The organism is Burkholderia sola, from assembly GCF_905400185.1.
Taxonomy (GTDB): Bacteria; Pseudomonadota; Gammaproteobacteria; order Burkholderiales; family Burkholderiaceae; genus Burkholderia; species Burkholderia sola.
This window is the reverse complement of the sequence record NZ_FR989677.1, coordinates 235,150-260,777: the sequence shown is the minus strand read 5'-3', so window position 1 is coordinate 260,777 and position 25,628 is coordinate 235,150. Positions and strand designations below refer to the sequence as shown.

Below are 25,628 nucleotides of genomic sequence, written 5' to 3'. Positions count from 1 at the left end.
GGATGCGGCCGCGCCGCGCGCAGCGCGCGTCGGCCGGCCTGTCGAAGCAGGACTATCCGCTACCGCCCGGCCGCCAACAATCGACGATATGTTGCGCGAGCCGAAAGAAAAACTTATGAGATACGCGGCAAGCAGGATGGGGCCGCGCCCCGCTCGGAGCCGCATGCCCGTTTTTCAGGAAAACCTGTCGGTTTCAACAGCATCGAATCCGGCCACCGAGTGGCGCCGTATCGAAAATCGACGAAAAAGAGATAAGTCTTGTCAGATCCGCGGGCGCCGGCCAGCGGCGCGATTGATTCATCCGCATGGATCGAAGTAGACTCGCGGAAGCAAAAAATAAAACCCATCCTGAGAGAAACAATGAATCGCCCTTTCCCGATCGCCCGCTCCCGCGTCGTCGGCTCCCGTGTGGTCGCGTGATTTTCACGCATCGACCGACCTGAACCGAAATACGCGACGCCGCCGCGTTGCTGCGCGCGCACGTTCGCCGTTTCGTCGTTGAGCCAGAAGAACCGCCAGGGTCCCGCGCACACCGCCTGCGCACGCCCTGCCCGACCGGAGAGTGAGCCCGTGACCGCAACCGTGGCCGCGTCGGCCTATCGGCCGCGCGATGTCGTCAATGCGCCCGACATCAAGGCGGCCATCGCGCGCCGCAGCGCCGAGCGCGGCGATCCGGCCGAGATCCTCGCGTGGCTCGGCAACCATTTCTTCCGCTGGGTCGTCGGGGCGTTCGAGCAGGCGCAGCCGCTCGCTTCGCTGGCCGATTACCGCGCGCTTGCCGGCGCCGACCGGCCGGCGCCCGAGTGGCTCGTGCGCCGGTTCCGCGCGCAATCGGCATCTCCGGCATCCGGCCCGACGCCCGATGCGGCGCTGCCGCCCGCCGCTGAACCGCCGCCGCTCTACTTCATCGATCCCGAGCACATGCTGCTGATCGACCGCGAACGCGTGCTGGTCGAATTCCTGCGCTCGCGTGCCGGCACGCGGCTCGCGCAGAAACTGCAACGCATCACCTGCGCGATGGCGCTCGACATGTGGGAGCGCGAGCACCAGCGGATGCAGGCGCGCCGCGACAAGGGCTGGGTGCCGAGCAGCGGCCTCGCGCTGCGCGAGGTGTTGCGCACGCCGAACGGGATCGTGTTCGAATTCGTCGGCGATCATCCGGCGCTGCGCGAGGAACTCGCGTACGAGTCGTACTACATGCAGCACTGTCTCGGCCAGTTCGCGGATCGCCGCCGGCTGCGCGGCGGCTACGGCGAGCAGTACGCGCAAGCCGCACGGGACGGCCGGCTGCGCCTCTTCACACTGCGCGGCGCGGGCAACCAGCCGCACGTGACGATCAGCCTGCAGGCGAGCGGCGACGGCCTGCGCATCGACCAGATCAAGGGCAAGCAGAACCGCCATCCGGTGCGCCGCTATGCGGACGACGTCCGCCAGTTCCTGCGCGCGCTCGCGCCGCGCGGCGAGCGTCATCCCGATTGCGAGGGCATGGGCCTCGTGTTCGAACCGGATGCGCCGGGTGCGGCCACCGGCGCGTGGACCTTCGTCACCGACGTGCGCTCGTCCGACCATCTGCTGAGCGTGATGAGCGAGAACTTCCACCTGATCGAGCATTTCGAGCAACCGCCGGCCGTGCTGCAATGGCTGCTGCTGCGCAATGCACCGTATGCGCTCGGCCAGTTGCGGCAGATCGATCCGGCCGTCGCGGCGGCCGCGCGCCATGCGTTGCCGGCCGATGCACTGCCGGCCGCGCGCGCACCCGACGCGCCGCCGGCCGCGACCGCATTCGAGATCGAAGGCATCGCGATCGATCCCGCGCTGTGCGCGGCGTTCGCGTTGCCTGCGCCGACGGACGGGAGCGCGTCATGCTGAAACTACTGCTTGGCGCGGCCGTGCTGGGGCTCGCGTGGTACGTGTGGCGCGCGTTCCGGGTCGCCGCACGGATGGTGCACGAAGTCGACGCCGACCAGGCCGCGGGCGCCGACAGCACGGTGCCGGTGCGCCAAACCGCGGCCGTCAGGCTCGCGCAGGCGCAGGCCGAGCAGGCGCCGCCGAACCGCCGCCGCTGGGCGCTCGCGCTCGCCGACATCCTGCTGATCCGCAACGGGCTGCGCTGCGATTGCGACGACCTCGTCCATGCGCTGCCCGACGCGCAGCGCGAACAGCTCGCGCGCCAGGTACGGCGCGAACTCGACCTGCCGGCCGACCTGCCCGAGTGGCAGATCGTGCAGCGCGTGCCGTCGATCCTCGCGGGCTGGATTCGCGGCGTCGGCCGCTCGCACGACGGCTTCTACGAACAGCTCGCCGCCGTCGGGCGCGTGCGCGACGCACTCGCGTTCGATTGCGCGCGCACCGCGTTTCTCGTGCGCTGCATCGCGCTGCTCGGCTGGGCGTCCGAACAGCACGCGTGGATCGTGCTGCTGCTCAATGCGCAGCGCGCGCAGGACAGCTTCGACAGCTGGGAAGACTTCGGGCTCGCGTATGCGCGGGCACGCCAGCAGTGGCTGCGCGGCAGCAGCCAGGACGGCCCCGCGTCGTCGCGCGCCACGCAGGAAGTGCGCGAATACCTGCGCAATCCGTCCGGAAACTGGCTTTCGCTGCCGTGGAAGCGCTACCGCATCTTCGACCCCCAACCCGTTTCGTCATGACCGCCGATACCGACATGTCCTCCGCTTGCGCCGACCTGATTCCGCCCGCGACGTCCCGCTGGTCCATTTGCGACGTCGACGCGCTGCTGCGCGCCGGCGACTATGCCGCGCTCGACGCGCAACTCGATGCCGCACTCGCCGCCAGCTTCGCCGATCGCACCGCCGAGGCGCGGTACGTCGACGCGCTGCCGGCCGACGTGCAGCCGTGTATCGACGCCGGCGCCGACGGCCTCGCGCGCCTGCGCGCATGGCAGGCCGCGAACCCGCGCTCCGCGCACGCGTGGCTGTGCGAAGCGCATTACTGGCACCACTGGGCCTACGAATACCGCGGCAGCGGCTGGGCCGAAACGGTGACCGAAGCCGGCTGGATCGGCGCGCATGCGTGCGCGACGCTGACGCTCGTCGCCGCGCTGCGCGCGCTGGTGCTCGCGCCGACGTTGTGGAGCGCGCCGATGGTGATCTTCACGAGCGTGTCGTCGTTCGGCGAACCCGAGTGGCTCGCGCAGCTCGTGCGCGAGCGCCGCTGGCCCGTCACCGAACTGCAGTTGAACGCCGGCGCCGACGACGCAGCCACGCGCACCGAACTGCAACGCATGTTCGCGCGTTCGGGACTGAACCCCGACGTGCCGGTCGCCTGCCCGCCGGAATTTCCGGACGCGCTGCCCGGCCCGGTCCAGGGCAAGAAGCTGCGCAAGGAGAAGTGGTACTGGATGGAAGCGACGCTGCACATCCACCCGAAGCTGTTCTTCCCGATGCGCACGTTCATCTGGTACATGCAGCCGCGCTGGGGCGGCTCGCACGATCACATCCGCGCGTTCGTCGCGTCCGACGCGTGCGCGCACCTCGATGCGGTCGAGAAGGACCGGCTGCTGCACGAGATCTGGCGCGACGACTACGCCGGCAATACGCTGGACGCGAATGACGACGACGACGATGCGCGCCACGCGATCACCGCGACGCTCGCGCGTGCGCAGGCGGCGCTGCATCCGTATCACCGTTGGGAAACGCTGAGCTGGCTCGCGCACAGCCATTACATGCGCGAGGACTACGAAAAAGCGTACGCCCGCCTGCAGGAAGCGGAACGCGACCAGCCGATCGACAACGACCAGAAGATGGCGATCGGCGTGCGACTGGCGCTCAGTCTCGATCCGCATGGCGACTGGCTGACCCGCGCGATCGAACGTGCATCGGACGCTCGCGCGTGCACGGCGGCAATGATCCTGCGCGGCTACGGACATCGTACCGGCACGTTCGGTTTCGCCCAGGACGACGCGCGCGGCGATGCATGGCTCGAAGCGGCACGCGTGAACGAGCCCGGCTCGCTCGCATGGAACCAGGTCGCCACCGCGCTGGAGTACGAAAACCGGCGCCCTGCCGATGCCGTCGCCGTCTGCAAGCTTGGCTACGAGGCAGGCGGCGATTCGTGCGATTACCTGCTCGGTTGCTTCTACAAGGACGGCACGCATGTCGAGGCCGACCCGTACCGCGCCGCCCACTACTTCCGCGAGTCGATGGAAGCCGGCGGCAACATGGCCGCGTATCGGCTCGGCTACACGTACTACCACATCGGGCAGACCAGCACGGACCGGGCCGAACGCGCGCGCATGCAGGTCGAGGCCGTCGAGGCCGCGCGCAAGGCGCACGAGATGGGGCATACCGACGGCCTCGAGTGCATGCTGATGTTCATCGGCGACATCGACGACTATCCGTCGCGCCATCGCTACGTCGACGAACTGCGCCGGCATGCCGAAGGCGGCCACCCGGCCGCAATGGCCGCACTGTCGTTCTTCCTTGCCGACGTCAACGACAAGTCGCTGTACGACTATCGCGAGAGCGTGCGCTGGATCATGGGGGCGCAGGCCATCGCGCCGGACGACGAGTACGTGCGCACCATCACGCGTGTCAGCCACGAGGACGGCATGCTCGGGAAGCTGCGCTACAAGCTGCAGCGCAAGCAGATCAAGGCGCACGAGATTCCCGGCGCCGACAACGCGATGGTCTGAACGCGGGCCGACGCACGCCGCCGCTCGTCCGCGGGCCGTGCGTCCTGCCCGCGTATCACCGTGGCAGCCGGTCGAGAAACGCCAGCATCGCCGCGTTGAACCGCGCGGGCCGCTGCAGCGGCGCGAAATGGCTCACGTCGGGCAGGATCGTCAGCGTCGCGCCCGGGATCGTCCGCGCGAGGTACGCCGCATGCTCGGGCCGGATGAATTCGTCGTGCTCGCCCTGCACGATCGCAACCGGCACGGCGATCGCCGCGAGATCCTGCGCGGTGTAATTCGGTTGCGTGCGCATCATTTCGCTGACGGCCGCGACGAACGCGTCGAACTGGTCCGGTGTCGCGGACAGTCGCGCATAGTCCTTCCGATGCCGCGCGAAACAGCGGTCGATCAGCGGACTCGGCGCCATCTCCTTCGTGCCGCCCGGATCCATGTTGCACGCGAAGAACAACACGCCGGCCGCGCGTTCCGGTGCGCGGGCAGCCAGCACGAGCGCGATGCATGCGCCGTCGCTCCAGCCGACGAAGCGTGCACGGTCGACGTGCAGCGCATCGAGGACGGCAAGCACGTCCGATGCCATGCGTTCGTACGAATAGGGGCGGTCGTCGCGCGTGCTGCGGCCGTGACCGCGGCTGTCGATCACGATCGCGCGGTAGCCGGCCGCGAGCAGCGCCGGCACCTGGTTGCCCCAGTTGCCGCCATGACCGAGGCCGCCGTGCAGCAGCACGACCGCCGGCCCCTGGCCGAACGACGCGTGCCAGATGCGCGCGCCGTCGTGGTCGAGCCATCCTTCGGCATCGGCTGCCGGCAGCGGCGTGCCGCCGTGCGCGTCGAAGCGAACGAGTTCGTCGTCGTCGAGTTCCGCGTTCATCGTTCAGCCGTCCTTGAGAGGGAGACGAACTGACGATTGTAATGCGTGCGGCCGACGCCGCCGCGGCCGCTCAGGCCTGCGTCGACACCAGCCCGCCCGACTGCGACCCGCCGGATTTTTCCAGCGCCGCGGCGAGTTGCGAGATCGCCGTCGCGAGCGCGGCCGAAATCGCGCTGGCTTCCGCGTTCAGCGACTGCTGCTCGACGGCCGCGGCCGGGTCGTCCTTGGCGCGCTGGGCCGCGGCGGCCATCTGCCGCTCCAAGGTCGCGAGCTGCTTCTGCAGCCGCTCGATCAGCGCCTTCAGCTGGGCGACCGCCGGGTCCTCCGACGATGCGCCGGCGGCGCCGGGCGTTGCGCCGGCGGCGCCGGTCGAATCCTTCGTGCCGGGAGTGCTCGACGTGCCAGTCACGGCGGTGGCGCCCGTTGGGCCAGTTGTGCCCGTCGTGCTCGCGGCATCCGTCGCGCCGCCGGTGGACGACGTCGCGGCCGGCGGGTTCGCGGCCACGCCGCTGTCAACGAGCGGCGATCGCGTGGTCGTGGAGAAATCGATCTGCATCGTGTCGGTCCGTGTGTCGGTAAACGAAGTCACAGGGGCGGAAATCGCCTTCCAGTCCGTTTACGGCATTCATCACACGAAACTTGAATATCGGGGTCGGGTGGATTGTCCGTTGATGATCGCAATTGATCGCGAAAGGGCCAGATTGGCAGCATGACGGCACTGGTAAAATCGCCGCTTCGCCGGCCGGATGCGCACGTCGGACGCCTCGTTCAGGCCCGACCGCGCGATGCCGCCGGCTCCGACTCCCGGACTTTCGAGGCACGGCATACAACGTATGCCGACGACGCCCTCGCAGCTTCCCCGAGTCGCCTTTTCCGTCTGCTTGCACGCGTACCGCACGGCGCTCACCGCCGAGCGGCGAACGCCGTGCGGCACGCATTCACTTCATTACGCATTCGAGGAACACACGATGGCCCGCATCGGCGCCTTCTGCATCACGACGTGGCTCGCCGCCGCGATTCTTTACTTCGGCCAGCACTCCGTCGCAATGATCGCGCTCAGCGGTGTCGTGGTATTCGGCGGGTTCGATCTGCTGCGTCCGTAACCGCGGTCGTGCGACCCGGTGCGGCCGTACCGCGCGCATCCCCGCGTGCGCGTCGCCGGCTCGCGTGCCCCTTCAACCCTTGAAGGGGCGCATGCCGCTCACGACCGAACGGCCCGCATCGTTCCGCGTGATCCGCGCCGCCGGCGTGCGCGGCTGACAACGCTTCGTCGAGCCGCGCGATGATGTTTTCCGCCATCTCGCAGCTGATCCGCAAGCCGCCGACCAGTCCCGCCAAGCCCGTCAGCGCGGCAACGTCCTCAACGAAGACGGCCCGCCCGTCAGCGCGATCCGCTTGCCCGTATCGCGCAGCTTGCCGCCATCGACCGCATACAGCGCAAGCTGCCGTTCGACGTTGAACTGCACGATCACGTGCCGGCTGTCGGCGGTAAACGCGATGCCCTGCGCGGCTTCGCCTCCCGGCACCTCGCTCACCTTCACGGCCTGCCCGTCGCGGATCTCGAACAGCAGCACCTTGCCGATCTTGTGGCGGCCCGGGTTGTCGGCCGTCAGGTTCGAGCCGTCCATTGCCTGCACGGCGATCCACTTCCCGTTCGGCGAAATCGCGACGCCTTCCGGCAGCGACGGCACCGTCAAATACTGAACCGTGCGGAACGGCACGCGCGACACGTCGATCAGCGCGACCGAATCGGCGTCGCCCGCGAGCGTGCCGGTATAGCCCGGCAGCCCGGCGAGCCCGACGTTGCTGACGACGGCCCAGCGGTTGTCGCTCGACACGTCGATCGTGTAAGGCGCGACGCCTGTACTCAGCCGCGTGCCGCTGTCGGTCACCTTGCCGTCGTCGACGTTCAGCACCGCGATGCCCTGCTCGTCGCGCAGCGACACGAGCGCGTGCTTGCCGTCGTGCGTGAAGCTGATCCCGGCCAGCCGCTTCTTGCCGATTTTCAGGTTGCCGTCGAGCGTCACCTGCGTGCCGTCGATGCGCAGGATCGATACGCTGCCGTCGACGTTGGCGACGATCGCGAGCCGGCCCGCGCGGTCGATCGCGATCCCTTGCGGATGCGTGCCGAGCTCGACGCGCGTGATCGCGGGCGGCGCGCTGTCGAGATTCACGACCTGCAGGAACGTGTCGAACACGAGCTGCTTCGCGGCCGTGTCGTAGCGCGTCGGCGCGCCGACCAGCGCGAGCTTCGCGTCGGGCGTGATCGCGACGGCCTGCGGCGGCCCCTGGATGCCGTTCTCGACGTCGACCTGCAAAGCAACCTTCGGCGGGAACGTGCTGGCGTCGAGCAGCGTCAGCGTGTCGGCGGGCGGGGCAGGCAGATAGGTGTCGCGGCCCTCGACGCGTTGATACTTGCCGTCGTTGCCGGACACGATCCAGTCGGCGGCGTGCACGGCAACGGCCGTCGTGGCGAGGGTCAGCGCGGCGAGCAGGCGCGCGCTGCGCAGGCGGAAGGGATTCGAATGCATGGCGGTCGGTTCTCCGGATCGGTTGCGGACGCAATGGATTGCCCGGCCCTGCTGCCCGACGGGCCGGCGCCATCGCATGATGCCCGAAAGCGCGCGCGCCCGGCGTCTCGCACCCGGTTCGGTTCCGTCAATCCGTGCGTCGCGTGCCCGACGACCACTCGACGATGTCGTCGAGCGGATACACCGGCCGCGCGAGCCGCTCGTAGCGAAACAATCCGTAGTCCGAGCTCGTCACGCCGCGGCTGTCGCATTCGACCAGCGCGGACGAAATCGGCACGAACACCGGCCGGCAATACATCCGCGACTTCAGCAACAGGAAGCGCGCGCGGCGCGGATCGACGCCGACGCTCTCGAACACGCCGAGATCCCACGGCTCCTGCGTGCGCTCGGTGACGACGAGCGTGGCCGTACCGATATCGAGCACGGCCGCGCGGCCCATGTACGCACGCTGCCCGGTATACGTCGGCCCGGTAATCACGTATTCGCCGTCGGTGATCGCGCGCACGATGCCCGTCGCGCGAAACGGTTTGCGCCGCACGCCGCCGTGCGACGGCAACCGGTTGCCGACCGGCACCGTGACGGTCGCGCCGACGCCCGCGTCGATCAGCGCCGCGACCGCTTCCGGGTCGCACAACGGCCCGCTGACGATTCCGTCGAGCCCGTGCGCGAGCGCGGCTTCGAGCAGGTCCATCGTGTCGCACGGGCCGCCCGACATGCAGTTGTCGCCGTGATCGAGCATCAGCACCGGGCGGTCCGCGCCGTCGGCGAGCGCCGCGGCCCGCGCGACCGATTCGGCGAGCGGCGCGCTGCGATAGACGAACGCGTCGCGCGCGTCCCAGATCTGCCGTGCGATGCGCTCGGCCACTGCGTCAGCCGCGGCGCGGTCGCCGTCGGCCACCACGACCACGCTGATGCACGGCGCGGGGATATCCGCGAGCGAGAAGCCGGGCAGGATCGACACCGCGAGCATGCCGTCCGCCTCGGCCGCGCGCGCGGCCTCCACCGCGCGCCGCATCGCGCCTTCGGCGCTCGCGCTGCGCAGCGTCGACGTCATCAGCGGCGGCTGCCGCCATGCGAGCACGGGCCGCGCGCGGCCGTGAATCCGGTCGAGCAACACGCGCGCCGCATGCTCGCCGGTCTCGACCATGTCGACGTGCGGATAGGTCTTGAAACTGACGATCACGTCTGCGTTGTCGATCAGCTTCTGCGTGACGTTCGCGTGCAGGTCGAGCGCGACCGCGATCGGCGCATCGGGCAGCGCCGCGCGCACGCGCGCGAGCAGGTCGCCCTCGCCGTCCGCGCTCTGCTCGGCGACCATCGCGCCGTGCAGGTCGAGCATCACCGCATCGCAGCCGGGCGCGGCGGCAACGATCGCGTCGCAGATCGCCGCATACGCGTCGGCCGCGACGGGCCCGCTCGGGTTCGCGGCCGCCGACACGGGCGTCACGATGTCCGCGCCTTCGCGCTCGGCCGCATCGATGAACGCGGCCATCGCGGTACGCATTCCGTGATTCGCGCGATACGCGTCGTCGCCCCAGTCGGGGCCGTGGCGGCCGAACGCGGCGAGGGGCGTCGGCACCGGCGAGAACGTGTTGGTCTCGTGGTTCATCCGGGCAATCAGGATCTTCATTGCGCGGCGCCCTCCGCGATCCCGGCCGCGCCCAGCATCGCGTGCAGCAGCACGTTGCAGCCGGCTTCCAGATGCACCGGATCGGCGTCCTCGATCTCGTTGTGGCTGATGCCGTCCTTGCACGGCACGAAGATCATCGCGGTCGGCGCGACGCGCGCGAGATACACCGCGTCGTGGCCCGCACCGCTGATCACGTTCATCGACGACAGCCCGAGTGCACGCGCGCCGGCACGGACCTGCTCGACCAGCGCCGGATCGAACGGCTGCGGCGGAAAGTACACGACCGGCTCGATGTCGATCCGCATCCCGGCCGCCGCACCCAGGTCCGCGCAGGCCGCACGCAGCTCCGCATCCATCGCCGCCAGCGTCGCGTCGTCGGCCGCGCGCAGGTCGACGGTCAGCGTCACGCGGCCGGGAATCACGTTGCGCGAATTCGGGTGCACGTCGACCCAGCCCACCGTGCCGCGTCCATGCGGCGGATGCGCACGCGCGATCTCGTTCACCTTGCGCACGAGATCGGCCGCGACCAGCAGCGCGTCGCGCCGCAGTTCCATCGGCGTCGGGCCCGCATGTGCCTCCATCCCGTGGACGGTCACGTCGTACCAGCGCTGTCCGAGCGCGCCCTCGACCACGCCGATCGTCGTGTCGTGCGCTTCCAGCACCGGCCCCTGCTCGATATGCGCTTCGAAATACGCGCCGACCGGATGCGCGCCGTGCCCGTCGTCCGCACTGCCCGCGTAGCCGATCGCGGCCAGCGCGTCGCGCACCGACACGCCGTCGCGATCGCATTGCGCGAGCGCATGGTCGAGCGTGAACGCGCCCGCGAACACGCCGGAACCCATCATCACCGGGACGAAGCGCGACCCTTCCTCGTTGGTCCAGACCGCCACCTCGAGCGGCGCGCGCGTGCGCACCCCGGCGTCGTCGAGCGTGCGCAGCACCTCGAGGCCGGCCAGCACGCCGTAGTTGCCGTCGAACTTGCCGCCCGTCGGTTGCGTGTCGATATGGCTGCCCGTCGCCACGGGCGGCAGGTCGTCCCGTTCGCCGGCGCGCCGCGCAAAGATATTGCCGATCGCATCGACGCGCACCGTGCAACCGATGTCCTGCGCCCACGCGACGAACAGGTCGCGCGCGTCGCGATCGAGTTCGGTGAGCGCGAGACGGCACACGCCGCCCTTGTCGGTCGCGCCGATCCGCGCGAGCCGCATCAGGCTGTCCCACAGCCGCGCGCCGTCGACGCGCAAGCCGGACGCCGCGACGCCCGGAGTCGAATCCTGTACTTGCATCGTTGCCATTCCTCGCATTGAAAGGGCACGGCTCATGCGACGCCGACGCCCAGGTAGCGGTCCTTCACGTCGTGATCGGCCGCGAACGCCGCGTTGCTGCCTTCGTAGACGATCACGCCCTGCTCGATCACGAAGTGGCGATCGGCGAGCTGCGTGCACACTTCGAGGTTCTGTTCGACGAGCAGGATCGCGACGCCGGCCGCCTTGATCCGCTTCAGTTGCTCGACGATTTCCTCGACGATCACCGGCGCAAGCCCCTCGACCGGCTCGTCGAGCATCAGCAGCCGCGGATGATTCATCAGCGCGCGACCGATCGCGAGCATCTGCTGCTCGCCGCCCGACAACTGCGCGCCGCCGTTGCGACGGCGCTCCTTCAGGCGCGGAAAGATCCGGTAGATATCGTCGAGCTGCCACGGCGAATCGCGACGCGCGCCGAGCCGCAGGTTTTCCTCGACCGACAGCAGCCGGAAGATCCCGCGATGCTCGGGCACGAAGCACAGGCCGCGCGCGGCGATCCGGTGCGCGGGCTGCCCGGACACCGGTCGGCCCGCGAACGTCACCGTGCCGCCGGTCGGCGCGACGACGCCCGCGATCGTCTTGAGCGTCGTCGACTTGCCCGCGCCGTTGCGGCCGAGCAGCGTCACTGTCTCGCCTTCGTTCACGTTCAGCGAAATGCCCTGCAGCACGTGGCTCTTGCCGTAGCACGCATGAACCTCTTTCACGTCGAGCATCATGCGCGGCCTCCGGTGATCATGTTGCCGAGATACGCGCTGCGCACGCGCTCGTCGCCGCGGATCGCTTCGGGTTTGCCTTCGACCAGCACGCGCCCCTGCTGCATCACCGTGATCGTGTCCGAGATGTCCATCACGATGCCCATGTTGTGTTCGATCAGCACGACCGTGTAGTCGTCGCGCAGGCCGCGGATCAGCGTCTTCATGTCGTCGAGATCGTCGATGCCCATGCCCGACGTCGGCTCGTCGAGAAAGATCGCGCGCGGCCGCGCCGCCAGCGCCATGCCGACCTCGAGCCGGCGCTGCTGGCCGTGCGACAGCACGCCGGCCGCGGTATCGGCGAAGCGCTGCAGGCCGAGCCGCTCGAGGACGTCGTCGACGATGCCGTCATGCGCGAGCGCACCGCGCGGCGGCGTCCACGGATTCAACGCCCGCCGCGATTCGACGCCCTGCGCGGCGACGCGCAGATTCTCGCGCACGCTCAGGTTCGGAAACAGGCTCGTGACCTGGAACGAGCGTGCGATGCCGCGCCGCACGCGCTTGTGATCGGGTTCGTGCGACACGTCGCGACCGTCGAACAGGATCGAGCCCGACGTGATCGGCAGCGTGCCGGTCAGCGTATGGAACAGCGTCGTCTTGCCGGCACCGTTCGGGCCGATCACCGAATGCACGGTGCGCGGCATGATGCGCAGATCGACGCCGCCCAGCGCGGTGAACTTGCCGTAGCGCTTGACGATGCCGCGCGCTTCGAGAATCGCTTCGCTCATTGCCGCTCCTTGACCGTGGCCGCCGCGCGATCGCTACGCCGCAGCGACGCCACGATGCGTTCGCCCAGCCCCCACAACCCACGCTGCATGACCAGGCTGACCGCGATCAAGACGAGGCCGAGCAGCAGCAACCAGCGCGGCCACAGCGTCGACAGCCAGTCCGCGAACAGCACGTAGAACGCCGCGCCGAGCACCGACGCGAACAGGTTGCCCGTGCCGCCGATCACCGTCATCACGAGGATCATCTCGCTCGTGTGGTAGTCGATGTTCGACAGCGGCGCGATGCCCGTCATCAGCGCGTGCAGCGCCCCGGCCAGGCCCGTGACCGCGCCCGAGATCACGAACGCCGCGAGCTTGAAGCGCTTCACGTCGTAGCCGGCCGCCGCCGCGCGCGCTTCGTTGTCGCGAATCGCGAGCAGCGTGCGGCCGAACACCGAGCGCGATACGCGCAGCAGCAGCCAGAACACCGCGACGAACAGCACCGCGACGAAGCCGTAGTAGCGCCACGGCGAAGCGAGCGACACGAGCGGTTGCCCGAATGCGGCGAGCGCCGGGCGCGGGATGTCGAGCAGCCCGTTGTCGCCGCCCGTCACGTTCGGCGTCGTATACGCGAGGAAATAGAACAGCTGCCCGAACGCAAGCGTCAGCATCACGAAATACGTGCCGCGCTGCCGGATCGAGAACCAGCCGACGAGTGCGGCCGCGACGGCACCGAGCACCGCGGCCGCGACCAGCGCGGCCGTCACGGACGCGACGCCGCGCGTCAGCACGAGCCCCGCCGCGTAGCTGCCGAGCCCGAAGAAGATGCCCTGCCCGAACGACAACAGCCCCGTGTAGCCGAGCAGCAGGTTGCAGCCGAGCGCGGCGAGCGCGAACACCAGCACTTCGGTCGCGAGCGAGCCCGAGCTCAGCACAAGCGGCAACACGCACGCGGCCACCACCGCGAGCCAGCCTTCCGGCCGCTGCAACACGCCGCGCCACGGCTGCGGGCGTTGCGACGCCGCCGCGCCCGGCGGCAGCGGTTTCGACGAATCGATCATGCAGCCCTCCCCAGCAAACCGTTCGGACGCAGCAGCAGCACGGCCGCCATCGCGACGTAGATCATCAGCCGCGCGCCTTCCGGCCACAGCGTGCTCATCAGGCTCTGCACGATGCCGACCAGCAGCCCGCCGACGAGCGCGCCGAGAAAATTCCCCATCCCGCCGACGACGACCACGACGAACGCGACGCCGAGCGCCTCGATGCCCATGAACGGATCGACGCCGCGGATCGGGGCGGCGAGTACGCCGGCCAGCGCGGCCGTCGCCGCGCCGAGCGCGAACACGAGGCTGAACACGCGGGTCACGTTGATGCCGAGCAGCGACACCATCTCCGTCGACTCGCTGCCCGCACGCACCGTACTGCCGAGCCGCGTGCCTTCGAGCACCCACCACAGCAACGCGGCGAGGACGGCCGTGAACGCGATCACGAACAGCCGGTACTTCGGGTAGACGAAGCCGCCCCAGATCACGACGCCGTTCAGCGCGTCGGGCGGCGGCACGTTGTCGCCGAGCGGCCCCCACGCGAGGATCGCGCACTCCTGCAGCACGAGCGCGAGCCCGACCGTCGCGAGGATGTGGAATTCATGCTGCTGCGCGTACACGTGGCGCAGCACCAGCTTCTCGACGATCCACGCGAACGCGCCGACGACGAGCGGCACGAGCGCGAGCGCGACCCAGAAATTCGCCGACCATTGCAGCGCCTGGTAGCAGAGGTACGCCCCGAGCAGGTAGAACGCGCCGTGAGCGAAATTCACGAAGCGCAGCAGGCCGAACACGATCGACAGGCCGACCGCGAGCAGGAAATACAGCATGCCCACGCCGATGCCGTTGACGATCTGCAGCAGATAGACGTTCATGGCTTCCGTGTCGGAAAGAAAGGTAACGGACGCCCGCGGCGCGCGATGCGCCGCGAACGCATGCACGGCGTCACGCGAGCTTGCAGCCCGTCTTGTCGAGCGGCAGGAACGACTGGCCGGCGCTGACGATGTCGGCATAGTCGTCCGCATTCTTCATCCGGCCCTTCGGCTTGCCCTTCAGCAGGTAGTAGTTCTTCAGCACCTGGTGGTCGCCCTTGCGGATTTCCTCCGGGCCCGTGAGGCCGTCGTACTTCATCCCTTCCATCGCCGCGACGACCTTCTTCGGATCGGCGCTGCCGGCCTTTACCATCGCGTCGATCAGGATCTTCGAGCAGATGTACGAACCCGCGAGGCTGTAGTTCGGGTTCGCCTTGAACGCGGCGTTCGCGCGCTTCACGAGATCGCGGTTCAGCGGCGAATCGATGCCGTGCCAGTACTGCGCGCCGAAATACACGCCGTCGCAGATGTCCGGCCCGAGCGCCTCGAACTGCTCGAGGCCCGATGCCCATGCGAGCAGGATCGTGCAGTTGCGCTTCATCCCGAAGCTGACGGCCTGGCGCAGCGTGTCAGACGATTGCGAGCCGAAGTTCAGGATCAGCAGCACGTCCGGCTGCGCGGCCGCCGCGTTCGTCAGGTAGCCGCTGAACTCCTTCTCGGCGAGCGAGTGGTAGCTGTTGCCGACGTGCTCGATGCCCTTCTCCTTGAAGACCGCCTTCGCGGCCGACAGCAGGCCGTCGCCGAACACGTATTGCGGCGTGATCGTGTACCAGCGCTTCGCCTTCGGCAGCATCTGGATCAACGGGCGCACCGTCTGCTCGATCGCGCCGAACGTCGGCACCGACCAGCGGAACGTCGCCGCGTTGCAATCCTTGCCGGTGATCTCGTCCGCACCGGCCGTCGTGATGAACACGCCGTCCGCCTTCTGGACTTCCTTGCCCATCGCCAGCGATTCGGACGACAGGATGCCGCCCGCGAAGAAGCGCACGCCCTTCTGCTGCGCGATTTCCTGCACGCGCCGCACGGCGGTCGCGGGCTTGCCCTCGGTGTCGAGCGCCGTATAGGCGAGCGGCGCGCCGAGCACCTTGCCGTATTGCTTGACGACGAGCTGCATGCCGAGATCGGCGTACTTGCCGTTGGCGGCGAACGGGCCGGACATCGGCACCGGGCAGGCAAGCTGGATGGGCGAGCCCTGCGCGAACGCGACCCGGGACGACATGCTGCCGAGCGCGCCCGGCACGGCCGACAGCGCGGCCAGTTTCAACAGTTCTCGGCGATTCAAGTTGAGCTCCTCATGAACGGGGACACACGCGATACGACCGACTGCCAAACCGTGCCCACGCCACTCCTGGATGCGCGCCGCCGGTTGATCCTATTTATCATGATAAATAGAATGAACCTGATGCTAGAGTTGATCAAAATTGGTGTCAATCAGGCAAAATTCCGTACCCGCGCCGGCACCGGTCGTCGACGATGACGCGGCGCGCAGCCACACAAAGGAGTCGTGAAGATGGTCATGGACCGAGCCAGGGCGGGCCTCGCGGTCGAAATCAAGCAGCCGAAGCGGGCCGATCTGGTCGCCGAGGAGATCAAGCGGCTGATCACCGAGAAGGACCTGAAGCCGGGTGACCGCCTGCCGCGCGAGGCCGAGCTGCAGCAGCTCTACGCGGTGAGCAAGAGCACGATCCGCGAGGCGCTGAAGTCGCTTGAGGTGCAGGGGCTCATCAAGGTCACGACGGGGCCGTCGGGCGGCGGGATGGTCGTCGAGGTGCCGCTCGACCGCACGCTTCAGCTGCTGCAGAACTACCTGTTCTTCAAGGACGTGACGATCGACGACATCTATACGGTGCGCAAGCTGCTCGAACCCGAGCTGGCCGCCGGCGCCGTGCCGCATCTAAGCGAGCGCGACTTCGCGGCGCTGGAGGCGAACATCGCGTGCTGCGACGGCGCGTCGAGCGTGCACGATCGCGGCCACATGCTGCGTCAGCGGCAGGAAGACACGACGTTCCACGACATCCTCGCGGCCGCGAATCCGAATCCGTTCCTGCGCTTCAGCTGCGAACTGATCAACGAGATGATCCGGCAGTTGATCGAGTTCCGGAACGACACGCCGCTCGTCGAGCACAAGCGCTTCGGCGAAGCGAACGTGTCGATCCACAAGGCGATCCTGCAGGCCGCGCGCGAGCGCGATGCCGAGCGCGTCCGGGCGCTGATGGTCGAGCACATGACCGAGGCGCCCAAGCACGTGAAGCGGATGAAAGGCAAGCTGCGCGGACGGTTGATCCTCGATTCCGAGATCCGCAGGCGCGCGGCCGCCGGTTCCGTTGCGGCACTCGATGCGGCCGCAACGGATCCGGAAGAACGCTGATCGGCGGCACACTCGCCGATGCGCTGCACCCGACCGAACGCACGCTGCGCCGTCGGCTCGACAAGGACGGCATCACGTTCCAGTCGCTGCTCGACGACGTGCGTCGCGACGACGCCGTGCGGTTGCTCGACGATCACGCGCTGACGGTCGCCGAGATCGCGGAGCGGCTCGGCGACAGCGAGCCGCGCAGCTTCCGTCATGCGTACCGGCGCTGGACCGGCAAGACGCCGCGCGAGACCCAAACAAACGGCAAATTGACGTAAATCGACTCGCGTAGAATGCCCCACCATCCATCCGAGCGGGGCCACGCTTCCATTCCACTCGCACCGGGCAATACCAACGACAACCGCGGCAATCGCGACGATCGTCGACCGACGAAGCCTTCATGAGCCAACCGATCCTGTACCTCCTCGCCGGCAACGGCAGCGCAGCCGACTGGTGGGACGACGCGCTGCCCCACTTCCGGCGCTATCGCCCCGTGCCGCTCGAACTGCCGGGCTTCGGCGATCATCCCGCGCCGCCGTGCGAGGATCTCGCCGCCTATGCGCAGGCGCTGCTGGACGCGACCGAACCCGGGCACGCGATCATGGCGGTCGGCGTGAATGCGCTGGTGGTCCTGCACGCGTTGCAGCGGCGCCCCGGCCACTTCGGCCGCAGCGTGCTGCTCGCCCCGGTCGGCGCGTTCCTGTGGGAGCGGCGCCTGCCGAAACTGATGGCGCCGAAGCCGCTGCGCAAGACCATCCACTGGCTGCTCGCGCACTACCCGGCGCTGTTCGCCCGCAAGTTCTCGAACCGGACCTGGACGTCCGCGCAGTATCGCCGCATGGGCGCCGGCTATGCCCGTTGCCGCGCGTTCGTGCCGCACTGGGATCTCGTGCGCGCCGATACCGCGCTGCCGCTGCTCGAGTGGGTCACCGATCGCATCGAACTCGTGTGGGGCGGCCAGGATGCGGTGCTCGGCGTCGGGCAGGCCGCCGCGTGGTCGGCGATCCTCGCGCGCGCCGACCTGACCGTCACGCTGGAGCCCGGCTGGGGACACTATCCGTGGATCGATGCGCCGGCGGCGTTCGCGCAGTGGCTCGAAGGAGACGACACGGGCTTCGTCGCGCATACCAAAGGCGGGCGCCTCGCGCTGGCCGCGATGGCCGGGCTGCCGGTGCCGCCCGCGCTGTCGCTGACCGCTGCCGACGATCCGCGCCTGCCCGGCTTTCTCGCGAGCCAGCCGGACGCCGAGTGGGCGATCCGGTCGTCGAGCCATGGCGAAGACCAGGCCGATGCGGCGAACGCGGGCCTGCACACGACGTTCCTGCGCGTACCGGCATCGCAAGCGGCCGCGCGCGTGGCCGAACTGCTCGACGGGGGCCTCGAGGAAGCCGTCGTGCAGCGCTTCATCACGCCCGTGCTGTCGGGTATCGCGTTCGTGCGCCATCTCGCGATCGAAGTCGAATGGGTCGAAGGTCACCTCGAAACGCTCGCCGACGGGCAGGCCAGCCCGCAGCGCGCGATTCTGTCGCGGCTCGGCGAGCCGTGGCAGCGCGGCACGTTCGCGACCGCGCACGGCCTGACCGCGCAGCAGCTGTGGGCGTTCCTGCAACGTGTGCTGCGCGCGTTCCATTACGTGCCGGGCGACGTCGAATGGGCGTGGGACGGTGAACAGCTGTGGCTGCTGCAGTACCGTCCGATCAGCACCTACGGCTGGCATCGTCACCTGACCGCCGCGAACATCGCGGAGATCCTGCCGCCGCAGCCGAGCCGGCTGGTCGAATATGCGCAACGGCGGGCGGCCGGCAGCATCCCGGCGATCATGGCGCGCTGGGACGCACGCGTGCTGCGCGACAACGAACCGTTCACCGCGCTCTACGGCGGCGCGTCGTACATCAACAACGACCTGTTCCTCGCGCGTCTCTCGGACTGGGGCGTGTCGGCCGCCCACTACAGCGGCGAGATCGGCGGTGCGACGCCGCCGCTGCGCTGGCGAGCGCTGCGCCTGCTGCGTGCGCTGCCGGTGTTCTGGCGGATGCTGCGCGTCGCGCGCGGGCACCTGCCGACGCTCGCGCGCGGCCTGGAACGCTTCGACCGGGAACTGGCGACGCTCGTCGAACGGCGCGCCGACGGCCAGCAACTGGCCGACTGGTTCACGCGCTTCTACGTATTCGTCGTGCAGGGCAACCTGTGCATCGCGTCATCGCTGGCGAGCAGCGGCGGCGCCCTGTGGGGGCGTCCGCCGACCGCGTACGGCCAGCTCGACGACAGCCCGCACCGCCTGCCGTGGGAAACCGATCCCGGCACCGCGCGGCCACCGGCCGCCGACCTGCCGCTGCAGCCGTTTCCCGACTGGCCGCTGCCGGTCCGCGTACTGCACGCGCTCGGCGCGCCCGGCATGCGCGGCTGGTATCTGCAGGTGCGCGAGTGGTATCGCGACAATCTGATGCGCGTGTTCTTCCGCCTGCATCACGCGATGCCGGCCGCCGACCGCGACACGTGGTTCGCACCGCACCCCGAGCGCCGCGATCGCAACGGCAGCTTCTGGCAGGACGGCAGCGAAGGCACCGACGAGGCCGCCGGCTTCATGATCTATCCGGGTGACACGCAGGGCGTGCTCGGCCGCGACATCCTGCTCGAAGACACGCTCGACCCGGGCCGGCACGCGCGGTACCAGGCCGCCCGGGCGGTGATCGCGCGCATGGGCGGCCGGCTGTCGCACGGCGCGACGCTGCTGCGCGAACTGCGCAAGCCGTCGGCCGTGCTGCCGCGCGTCGACGCGGCGTGGGTGGGGCGCGAAGTGCGGCTCAGCGACGGCCGGCTGACGCTCGTCGAATAGGACGCGCGCCGGCGTGGCGATCCGGCAACCGCATCGCACGTCGCGGTTGCCGCCTACCGAATCGGTACGCATCAGCGCAGCGGCGTGCGGATTTTCCCGTCGACCTTCAACGTGCGCCGGTCGCGCGCGACCTCGTATTCGACCGTCTGCGCGGGCGTGACCGCGCCATAGGACCGGCCGTTCACATAGACGACGCCGTCGCGCAACTCGACCCTGTCGCCGTTGACCGTCGCGGTGGCGCGGTCTCCCTGCAACACCGCGCCCGAACAGCCGGCGGTCGAGAAGCTGCGGACCGACGTGTCCGGCATCGCGGCGTTACCGCCGGCCTGATCCGCCGCATGCGCGGCGCTGCACGGCAGCGCGTCCATGGTGCCGGCCGCGTGGAGCGGCGCCGCCCCGATGCCGCTCCCGGCAAGCAACGCGATCGTCATCGGCAGCAGCTTGTTCATCAGTTGCTCCGAGAAACCCCGTCCTTCAGGACGGGGAGGAAAGGAGTGCAGTTGACAGGCAGCTTCTTCCACGGGTTAGGATCACTTGCATGATCCTTGTCTACCGCTACCGCGTGAAGTCGCTCAACGGACTGCTCAACAAGCAGAGCCGTGCGGTGAACTACGTCTGGAACTTCTGCAATGACACGCAGAAGCACGCGCTCAAGTGGGGCAAGAAGTGGCCGACGGGATTCGATCTGAACGTGCTGACGACTGGCAGCAGCAAGGAACTCGGCATCCACTCCGGCACGGTCAACGCGACGTGCGAGCAATATGCGAAGTCGCGCAGTCAGTACCGTCGGCCCTACCTGCGCTATCGCGGCAGGAAATCGCTGGGCTGGGTGCCGCTGAAGGGCCGCGACCTGAAGCGCGAAGGCGACGCGTTTCGCTTTGCCGGCAACACCTTCCGCGTGTTCAACAGCCGACCGCTTCCCGAAGGCAAGATCAAGGATGGAACCAACTTTGCGCAGGATGCGCGCGGCAATTGGTTCTTGAACATCGTGATCGAGATGCCGGATGTTCAGGCTCGTCCGATCCGTTCCGGCGTCGGCATCGATCTCGGCCTGAAAGACTTCGCCACACTTTCGACCGGCGAGAAACTGCCCAATGACCAGTTCGGTCGACGCGCGGCGGAAAAGCTGGCGAAAGCGCAACGGGCGCGAAAGCACAAGCGGCATATCGCGAAGCTGCACGCCAAGGTCGCGAATGCCCGTGCCGATTTTCAACACAAGCTCGCGCTCGATCTGGTGCGGCGGTTCGATTACATCGCGGTCGGCAACGTGTCGGCCGTCAAACTTGCCAGAACCAGGGTGGCAAAAAGCGTCTACGACGCGTCCTGGTCGTCCTTCCGGAACAAGCTCCGCTACAAAGCGATCGCGCACGGAGCCACGTTCGAGGAAGTGGACGAAAGCGGTTCGACCCAGTCCTGTTCGGCGTGCGGGTCGAAAGACAGCACGACGCGGCTGAAAGGTATCGCGGGACTGAGAATAAGAGAATGGACCTGCAGTGACTGTGGTGTCGAACATGATCGTGATATCAACGCTGCGCTGAACATTCTCCGATGCGGACGTGCATCGCCAGGTGTGGGAATCCTCTCCCTTTAGGGAGAGGAAAACGTCAACGTGATCTCCGTGGTCCGCGGTCGTCGATCGTGGGTCGATCGACACCCCTGTTCGCAGGTCGGCCCGCGCCGCCCAGTATGCGGCCACTTCGCCGCGTCGAAACAACCGATCCACGTGAAAATCGCCTTGCCCAAGTTGCGACCCGCAACTATTATTGATTGCGATACGCAACCGTTCGGGAGCAAACCATGGACCTCATCGACGCACCGGCCAAGCCGCGCGACGCAACCATCCTCGAGCTGCGCGACTTTTCGCGCAAACTGGTGCGCGAGCTCGGCTTCATGCGCGCGACGCTGGCCGACAGCGACTGGGCGCCGTCGGCCGTGCATGCGATCCTCGAGATCGGGATGGCGCCCGGCATCAACGCGAAGGATCTCGGCGCCATCCTGCGGCTCGACAAATCGAACACGAGCCGGCAACTCGCGCGGCTCGAAGCGGCCGGTATCGTGGAGCGGCGCGTGTCGACCGAGGATGCGCGTGCGATCGAGCTGTACCTGACCGCCGAAGGCAAAAAGCTCCAAAAAAGAATCGACACGTTCGCGACCGATCAGGTGTCGAATGCGCTGCGCCGCATGATTCCGGCCGACCAGCAGGCGCTGCTGCGTTCGCTCGCGCTGTATGCCGATGCGCTCGCGCAGGACAACGCGGCCAGGGCGAGCGTCGCGCCGGCCGATGCGCCGTCGGTTCGCGAAGGCTATCGGCCGGGCTGCATCGGCGACATCGCGAGCCTGCATGCACGCTTCTATGCGGAGCACTGGGGTTTCGGCGCGTTCTTCGAACAGCGGGTGGCGACCGAGCTGGCCGCCTTCGCGGGCGCGCTGCCGGCCGACGGCAAGGCGCTCTGGCTGTGCGAGGAAGACGGCCGGACGCTCGCGTCGCTCGCGATCGACGGCGACCCGGCGACGGGCGTCGCGCACCTGCGCTGGTTCATCGTCAACGACGCGTTGCGCGGCTCGGGCGTCGGGCGTCGGCTGATGACGCTGGCGATGCGTTTCGTCGACGAGCACCGGTTTCGCGAGACCTACCTGTGGACCTTCAAGGGGCTCGATGCCGCACGTCATCTATACGAGTCGTTCGGCTTTGCGCTGACGAGCGAATCCGCGGGCACGCAGTGGGGAACCGAAGTGGTCGAGCAGCGCTTCAGCCGGCCGGGGCCGGCTGGCGGTTGAGATCGGCGGACGTGATCGCAGCTGGCCGGACGGCGGACGCGAAACGGCGGGCAATGCGCGGAAACGGAAAAGGAAAGGAGAAAACGTCGATCCGGTACGGCGGCGAGGCCGGCGATGTCGCGATCAGGCCGGACACCGAATGAAAGACAGCCGGCCGGCCCGCCTGCGCGAACCGGCCGGCGCCGGATGGCCTTGCGGCGCGGCGGGCTTCAGCCCTGATCGTCGCCCGGCCACCAGGTCCTCGCCTCGCGGTCGACGGCGAGCGTGTCGAGATCCTTGCCTTCGAGCCATTTCGGCCGCGGGCCGCGCCCGGACCATGAGCGGCCGGTCGACGGATCGTAGTACTTGGCAGGCGCCTTGCGCTTGCGCTGGACGATGTAGCCGAGCGCGCTCAGCACTTCCTGCTGCGAAATTCCCAACAGTTCGACCTGTTCCTTGAAGGCCGCGAGCGCGGCTTGCTTCTCCTTCTGCTTCGCCTCTGACAGCTTGATGTTCAGGTCCCGAAGTTGTGCTTCGAGTTCCTGCAGGGCCTGGGTCATGTATTCATCCTCTTTGGGCATGTTTTTGCAAAAAGCTCCGATGGCCGAACCTACCACGAAGTTCCGCCTATAGGGGCTGTCAAATCGGTGAATCGTCCACCTGAGCCGGCATGATTTGCGCGACGCGCACCAAACGACGTCGTGCGTCACTGACAGGCAGGACCAGGCCGGCAACGGGCGGCACGCCGCGTACGCATGCACGGGACGAACGGCGGCGGCAAGTGATTCGCCGCCCCTGACACGGGCGCGGCATGGCGCGAATGATAGCAGTGCGCGGCGTCGTGTTGCAGAAGTCGCTGACCGGAGTCGATTCGGGCCCGACGGTTCAGCGGTTTTCGCTGCCGGCGTCCCATGCGATCCGGTCGAACAGCGTGCGCAGCTTCGCGCCGCGCGCCGCATTCAGCGCGGTCGCATGCGCGACGCGTCCGGCCAGATGCGCGCGAAAATCCGGATGCGCGTCGCGATTCTGCGACGCCGGGCCATGCCGGATGCAGTTGGTCAGGATGGCCTTCAGGCGATCGAACGCGTCGCGCGCCAGGTTCGGATGGCGGTTGACGAGCACGCCGGCCAGTTGCTGCCGCGTGCCGCGCGGCATCACGCGCGTCTTGCGCAATTGCAGCGCGAAGCCTTCCTCGAATGCGATCGCGGCGACCCGGATTTGCAGCCGCTCGACGTCGCGCGCCAGCGCATCGCCGCCGGAAAACGCGAGATCGTCCGCATAGCGCGTGTAGGTCGCATCGAGCGAACGCGCGAGCGCGGCGAGCCGCATGTCGAACCGGAACGCGCACAGGTTCGCAAGCGCCGGCGACGTCGGCGCACCCTGCGGCAGATGCCGTTCGCGATAGCGCTGGCGGCCGATCCAGTCGAACCGGTCGCGCAGGTCCGGCGCGAGCAGCCGTGCCGACGGCACGCGATTGGTGCACAGCCCGGTGAGCGTGCGCGCGACTTCGGCCGGATACCCGAGCGTCGCGAACAGCGCATGGACGCGCGCGGCGCGCACCGACACGAAGAAATCCGCGAGGTCGAAGCGCACGACGACGTCGCGATCCGCATGCGGCGCCGCGAACGACACGATCCCGTGCCCCTTGCGAAAACCGTGTACCGCGCCATGCGGCGCGATGCGATCGAGCAGCTCGTGCAGGATGCGGCGCTGCGCTTCGCGCAGCCGCCCTTTCGGGATTTCGACGAGGCGGCACCCGCCGCTGCGCTTGTCGACCGGGACGTACGTGTAGTGATGCAGCGGCGTGGCGCTGCCGCGCGCGTCGACGCGCCAATGATCGGACAGCCAGTCGAGTGACGGCGTGCTGATGCCGAGCCAGCCGGCGAGATCGCCGGGCGTCGGCCATTGCGGCACGTCGCAGCCGGCGAGCGGCGCCGGTGGCGGTCGCTGGACCAGCGGCCGGCGCACGATGCGAATCACCGCCGGCCGACGGTCGCCATACCATGCACGCACGAACGCGGGCGCGTCGGCAAGGACCGCCGCGAGCACGTCGGTGTCGGTATCGGCCCAGTTCGCGGCGAAGCGGACGAGCGCGACGTCCGCGCATTCGTACGTCCACGGCGACGCGTCGCCGAGCACGGCCGCCATCCGCGCGACGACGCCGTCGCGCTCGGGTGAACCGGCGAGCATCGCGTCGGCAATCGTACGGGTGGTGTCGCGCAGGGATGAGTGCATGGACGAAGGGGGGCGGGACGATGAGCCAACGTGGCTGGTACTGCGAGTGCAGTCGTTGCGCAACGCGCAACATGCGCACTTGCGACGCATCGGCGTATCGATCTGATCCACGGGGTAGCCCCGTAGTCCTGGAACATCGGCTGCCTGTTCCGGGCGTGTGCTTGACCCGCCGCCCCGCGTCGCGACTTTAATCGGCGACGACGCCAGGTGTCAAATCGAGCCGGACGACGCGCGATGCGCGGCGGCATCGCGATGCGGTCGCCCGATTTCCCGACGCGCCGGCCGAAGCGGCAAACGGCCCGCTCCGCCCAGCGCCACCCTGCTTCCCTACATGTTGCCCGCCAGATGAAACCGCGACGCCGGATGCCACAGCCTGACCGACGTGGCGACCTGCTCGCCGACCCACGTCCGGCGTCGCAGCAGCAGACACGGTTCACCGATTTCCATCACGAGATGCCGGCGCACCTGCGCATTGGGCTTCTCCGCGTAGATCTGGAACTCCGCACGCTGGATCGGCGCCAGTCGCACCATGTAATGGTTCGGCGTCTCGATCGTGAAGTCCTGCTCCAGATACGCGGGAAACAAGGCCGGATTGACGTAGCGATCCTCGAACTGGATCGGTTCGTCCTCCTCGTAATGCACGATCCGCGAATGAAACACGGGCCCCGCGCGCAGTCCGAGCGCGTCGATCGCATCCGGGTCGACGCTGCGCTCGATCATCAGCACGCGCGCACTGTGCCGATGGCCGCGCTCGGCGATCTCGTCCGCGATGTTGCGGATCTCCAGCACCGTCGATTCGTAATGCCGGCGCTCGACGAACGTGCCGGCGCCCTGGATGCGCGTCAGCACGCGCTCGGCCGTCAGTTCGCGCAGCGCGCGCGACACCGTCATCCGGGCCACGCCGAATTCCTTGACCAGTTCCGCCTCGGTCGGGATCGCGGCGCCGGGCTTCCAGTCGCCCTGCGCGATCCGCTCGACGACGTAGCGCTTGATCTGCTGATAGGCCGGCAGCGCCCGCGCCGGTACGGTGTCGACCGATGCCTTCGCAGGCCGTGCGGAAAGTCTGCGTTCCGTTTCGCTCATGCGCCCTCG

24 protein-coding genes and 1 pseudogene are annotated in these 25,628 nt (G+C 68.5%); 10 read left to right on the top strand and 15 right to left on the bottom strand.

Features of this window, described 5'->3' with window-relative positions:
* Positions 1-113 precede the first annotated feature (113 nt).
* Positions 114-482 carry a hypothetical protein gene (locus tag KR541_RS31215; RefSeq protein ID WP_216090038.1) on the bottom strand — a complete coding sequence of 123 codons (369 nt, stop codon included), beginning with the start codon at positions 480-482 and terminating at the stop codon, positions 114-116.
* Positions 483-570: 88 nt separating this feature from the next.
* Here KR541_RS31215 and KR541_RS31210 point away from each other — a divergent pair, with 88 nt between their 5' ends.
* From KR541_RS31210 to KR541_RS31200, 3 genes are read left to right on the top strand one after another with little or no spacing between them, the layout of a single operon-like run.
* Positions 571-1,869, top strand: a complete 1,299-nt coding sequence (locus tag KR541_RS31210) for a hypothetical protein (protein WP_050013625.1) — start codon at positions 571-573, stop codon at positions 1,867-1,869.
* The gene (locus tag KR541_RS31205) at positions 1,863-2,645 is read left to right on the top strand and encodes a DUF1266 domain-containing protein (protein ID WP_050013626.1); all 783 of its coding nucleotides are present in this window, start codon (positions 1,863-1,865) and stop codon (positions 2,643-2,645) included. Before KR541_RS31210 ends, KR541_RS31205 begins: the two co-directional genes overlap by 7 nt.
* A gap of 14 nt (positions 2,646-2,659) precedes the next feature.
* On the top strand, positions 2,660-4,648 hold the full coding sequence (locus tag KR541_RS31200) for a DUF4034 domain-containing protein (RefSeq protein WP_244137967.1): 1,989 nt from the start codon (positions 2,660-2,662) through the stop codon (positions 4,646-4,648).
* A 55-nt stretch (positions 4,649-4,703) separates the two neighbouring features.
* On the opposite strand, the gene KR541_RS31195 is transcribed toward KR541_RS31200, so the two are convergent.
* A complete protein-coding gene (locus tag KR541_RS31195) occupies positions 4,704-5,516 on the bottom strand; it encodes an alpha/beta fold hydrolase (RefSeq protein WP_089490129.1) in 813 nt (270 codons plus the stop codon).
* Positions 5,517-5,586: 70 nt separating this feature from the next.
* Positions 5,587-6,021: a hypothetical protein gene (locus tag KR541_RS31190; RefSeq protein WP_235356206.1), complete on the bottom strand. Its 435-nt coding sequence runs from the start codon at positions 6,019-6,021 to the stop codon at positions 5,587-5,589.
* Here KR541_RS31190 and KR541_RS36840 point away from each other — a divergent pair.
* A complete protein-coding gene (locus KR541_RS36840; RefSeq protein ID WP_235356207.1) occupies positions 5,915-6,229 on the top strand; it encodes a hypothetical protein in 315 nt (104 codons plus the stop codon). The two genes, KR541_RS31190 and KR541_RS36840, sit on opposite strands and share 107 nt — an antisense overlap.
* A gap of 120 nt (positions 6,230-6,349) precedes the next feature.
* Positions 6,350-6,619, top strand: coding sequence for a hypothetical protein (locus tag KR541_RS31185; RefSeq protein WP_176015849.1), 270 nt, complete (start codon positions 6,350-6,352; stop codon positions 6,617-6,619).
* Positions 6,620-6,859: 240 nt separating this feature from the next.
* Here the strand turns inward: KR541_RS31185 and KR541_RS31180 are convergent, their stop codons facing one another.
* From KR541_RS31180 to KR541_RS31145, 8 genes are all read right to left on the bottom strand, one after another.
* Positions 6,860-8,047, bottom strand: coding sequence for a beta-propeller fold lactonase family protein (locus KR541_RS31180; protein WP_124630044.1), 1,188 nt, complete (start codon positions 8,045-8,047; stop codon positions 6,860-6,862).
* Positions 8,048-8,174: 127 nt separating this feature from the next.
* Positions 8,175-9,677, bottom strand: coding sequence for a M81 family metallopeptidase (locus KR541_RS31175; RefSeq protein WP_216090037.1), 1,503 nt, complete (start codon positions 9,675-9,677; stop codon positions 8,175-8,177).
* Complete coding sequence (locus KR541_RS31170) at positions 9,674-10,963, bottom strand: Zn-dependent hydrolase (protein ID WP_089490192.1); 1,290 nt, start codon at positions 10,961-10,963, stop codon at positions 9,674-9,676. The genes KR541_RS31175 and KR541_RS31170 overlap by 4 nt, the downstream gene beginning before the upstream one ends.
* Before the next feature lie 32 nt (positions 10,964-10,995).
* Positions 10,996-11,697 (bottom strand): ABC transporter ATP-binding protein, encoded by a 702-nt coding sequence (locus KR541_RS31165; protein ID WP_050013633.1) that lies wholly within the window; start codon positions 11,695-11,697, stop codon positions 10,996-10,998.
* Positions 11,694-12,461 carry an ABC transporter ATP-binding protein gene (locus KR541_RS31160; RefSeq protein ID WP_089490131.1) on the bottom strand — a complete coding sequence of 256 codons (768 nt, stop codon included), beginning with the start codon at positions 12,459-12,461 and terminating at the stop codon, positions 11,694-11,696. The genes KR541_RS31165 and KR541_RS31160 overlap by 4 nt, the downstream gene beginning before the upstream one ends.
* A complete protein-coding gene (locus KR541_RS31155; RefSeq protein WP_089490132.1) occupies positions 12,458-13,501 on the bottom strand; it encodes a branched-chain amino acid ABC transporter permease in 1,044 nt (347 codons plus the stop codon). Before KR541_RS31155 ends, KR541_RS31160 begins: the two co-directional genes overlap by 4 nt.
* Complete coding sequence (locus KR541_RS31150; protein ID WP_050013636.1) at positions 13,498-14,358, bottom strand: branched-chain amino acid ABC transporter permease; 861 nt, start codon at positions 14,356-14,358, stop codon at positions 13,498-13,500. The genes KR541_RS31155 and KR541_RS31150 overlap by 4 nt, the downstream gene beginning before the upstream one ends.
* A 70-nt stretch (positions 14,359-14,428) precedes the next feature.
* Positions 14,429-15,637: an ABC transporter substrate-binding protein gene (locus tag KR541_RS31145; RefSeq protein ID WP_050013637.1), complete on the bottom strand. Its 1,209-nt coding sequence runs from the start codon at positions 15,635-15,637 to the stop codon at positions 14,429-14,431.
* 228 nt (positions 15,638-15,865) lie between these two features.
* Between KR541_RS31145 and KR541_RS31140 the strand changes: the two genes are divergently transcribed.
* From KR541_RS31140 to KR541_RS31130, 3 genes and pseudogenes are all read left to right on the top strand, one after another.
* Positions 15,866-16,723, top strand: coding sequence for a FadR/GntR family transcriptional regulator (locus tag KR541_RS31140; protein WP_089490193.1), 858 nt, complete (start codon positions 15,866-15,868; stop codon positions 16,721-16,723).
* Between the two features lie 11 nt (positions 16,724-16,734).
* Positions 16,735-16,986: pseudogene (locus tag KR541_RS31135) on the top strand (helix-turn-helix transcriptional regulator); the annotation flags it as partial.
* 122 nt (positions 16,987-17,108) lie between these two features.
* Positions 17,109-19,544 (top strand): PEP-utilizing enzyme, encoded by a 2,436-nt coding sequence (locus tag KR541_RS31130; RefSeq protein WP_216090036.1) that lies wholly within the window; start codon positions 17,109-17,111, stop codon positions 19,542-19,544.
* Between the two features lie 71 nt (positions 19,545-19,615).
* Here KR541_RS31130 and KR541_RS31125 read toward each other — a convergent pair whose 3' ends face one another.
* Positions 19,616-19,993 (bottom strand): S26 family signal peptidase, encoded by a 378-nt coding sequence (locus KR541_RS31125; protein WP_216090213.1) that lies wholly within the window; start codon positions 19,991-19,993, stop codon positions 19,616-19,618.
* An 89-nt stretch (positions 19,994-20,082) separates the two neighbouring features.
* On the opposite strand from KR541_RS31125, the gene KR541_RS31120 reads away from it, so the two are divergent.
* Both KR541_RS31120 and KR541_RS31115 read left to right on the top strand, forming a co-directional pair.
* A complete protein-coding gene (locus KR541_RS31120) occupies positions 20,083-21,135 on the top strand; it encodes an RNA-guided endonuclease InsQ/TnpB family protein (RefSeq protein WP_216090035.1) in 1,053 nt (350 codons plus the stop codon).
* Positions 21,136-21,341: 206 nt separating this feature from the next.
* The gene (locus KR541_RS31115) at positions 21,342-22,322 is read left to right on the top strand and encodes a bifunctional helix-turn-helix transcriptional regulator/GNAT family N-acetyltransferase (protein WP_124630042.1); all 981 of its coding nucleotides are present in this window, start codon (positions 21,342-21,344) and stop codon (positions 22,320-22,322) included.
* A gap of 209 nt (positions 22,323-22,531) precedes the next feature.
* Here the strand turns inward: KR541_RS31115 and KR541_RS31110 are convergent, their stop codons facing one another.
* The 3 genes from KR541_RS31110 to hutC all read right to left on the bottom strand — a co-directional run bounded on the left by KR541_RS31110 (position 22,532) and on the right by hutC (position 25,619).
* Positions 22,532-22,861: an H-NS histone family protein gene (locus KR541_RS31110; protein ID WP_050016590.1), complete on the bottom strand. Its 330-nt coding sequence runs from the start codon at positions 22,859-22,861 to the stop codon at positions 22,532-22,534.
* Positions 22,862-23,186: 325 nt separating this feature from the next.
* Positions 23,187-24,536, bottom strand: a complete 1,350-nt coding sequence (locus KR541_RS31105) for a reverse transcriptase family protein (RefSeq protein ID WP_124592568.1) — start codon at positions 24,534-24,536, stop codon at positions 23,187-23,189.
* A gap of 327 nt (positions 24,537-24,863) precedes the next feature.
* Positions 24,864-25,619: a histidine utilization transcriptional repressor HutC gene (hutC, locus tag KR541_RS31100; protein WP_050016586.1), complete on the bottom strand. Its 756-nt coding sequence runs from the start codon at positions 25,617-25,619 to the stop codon at positions 24,864-24,866.
* Between the last annotated feature and the right edge of the window lie 9 nt (positions 25,620-25,628).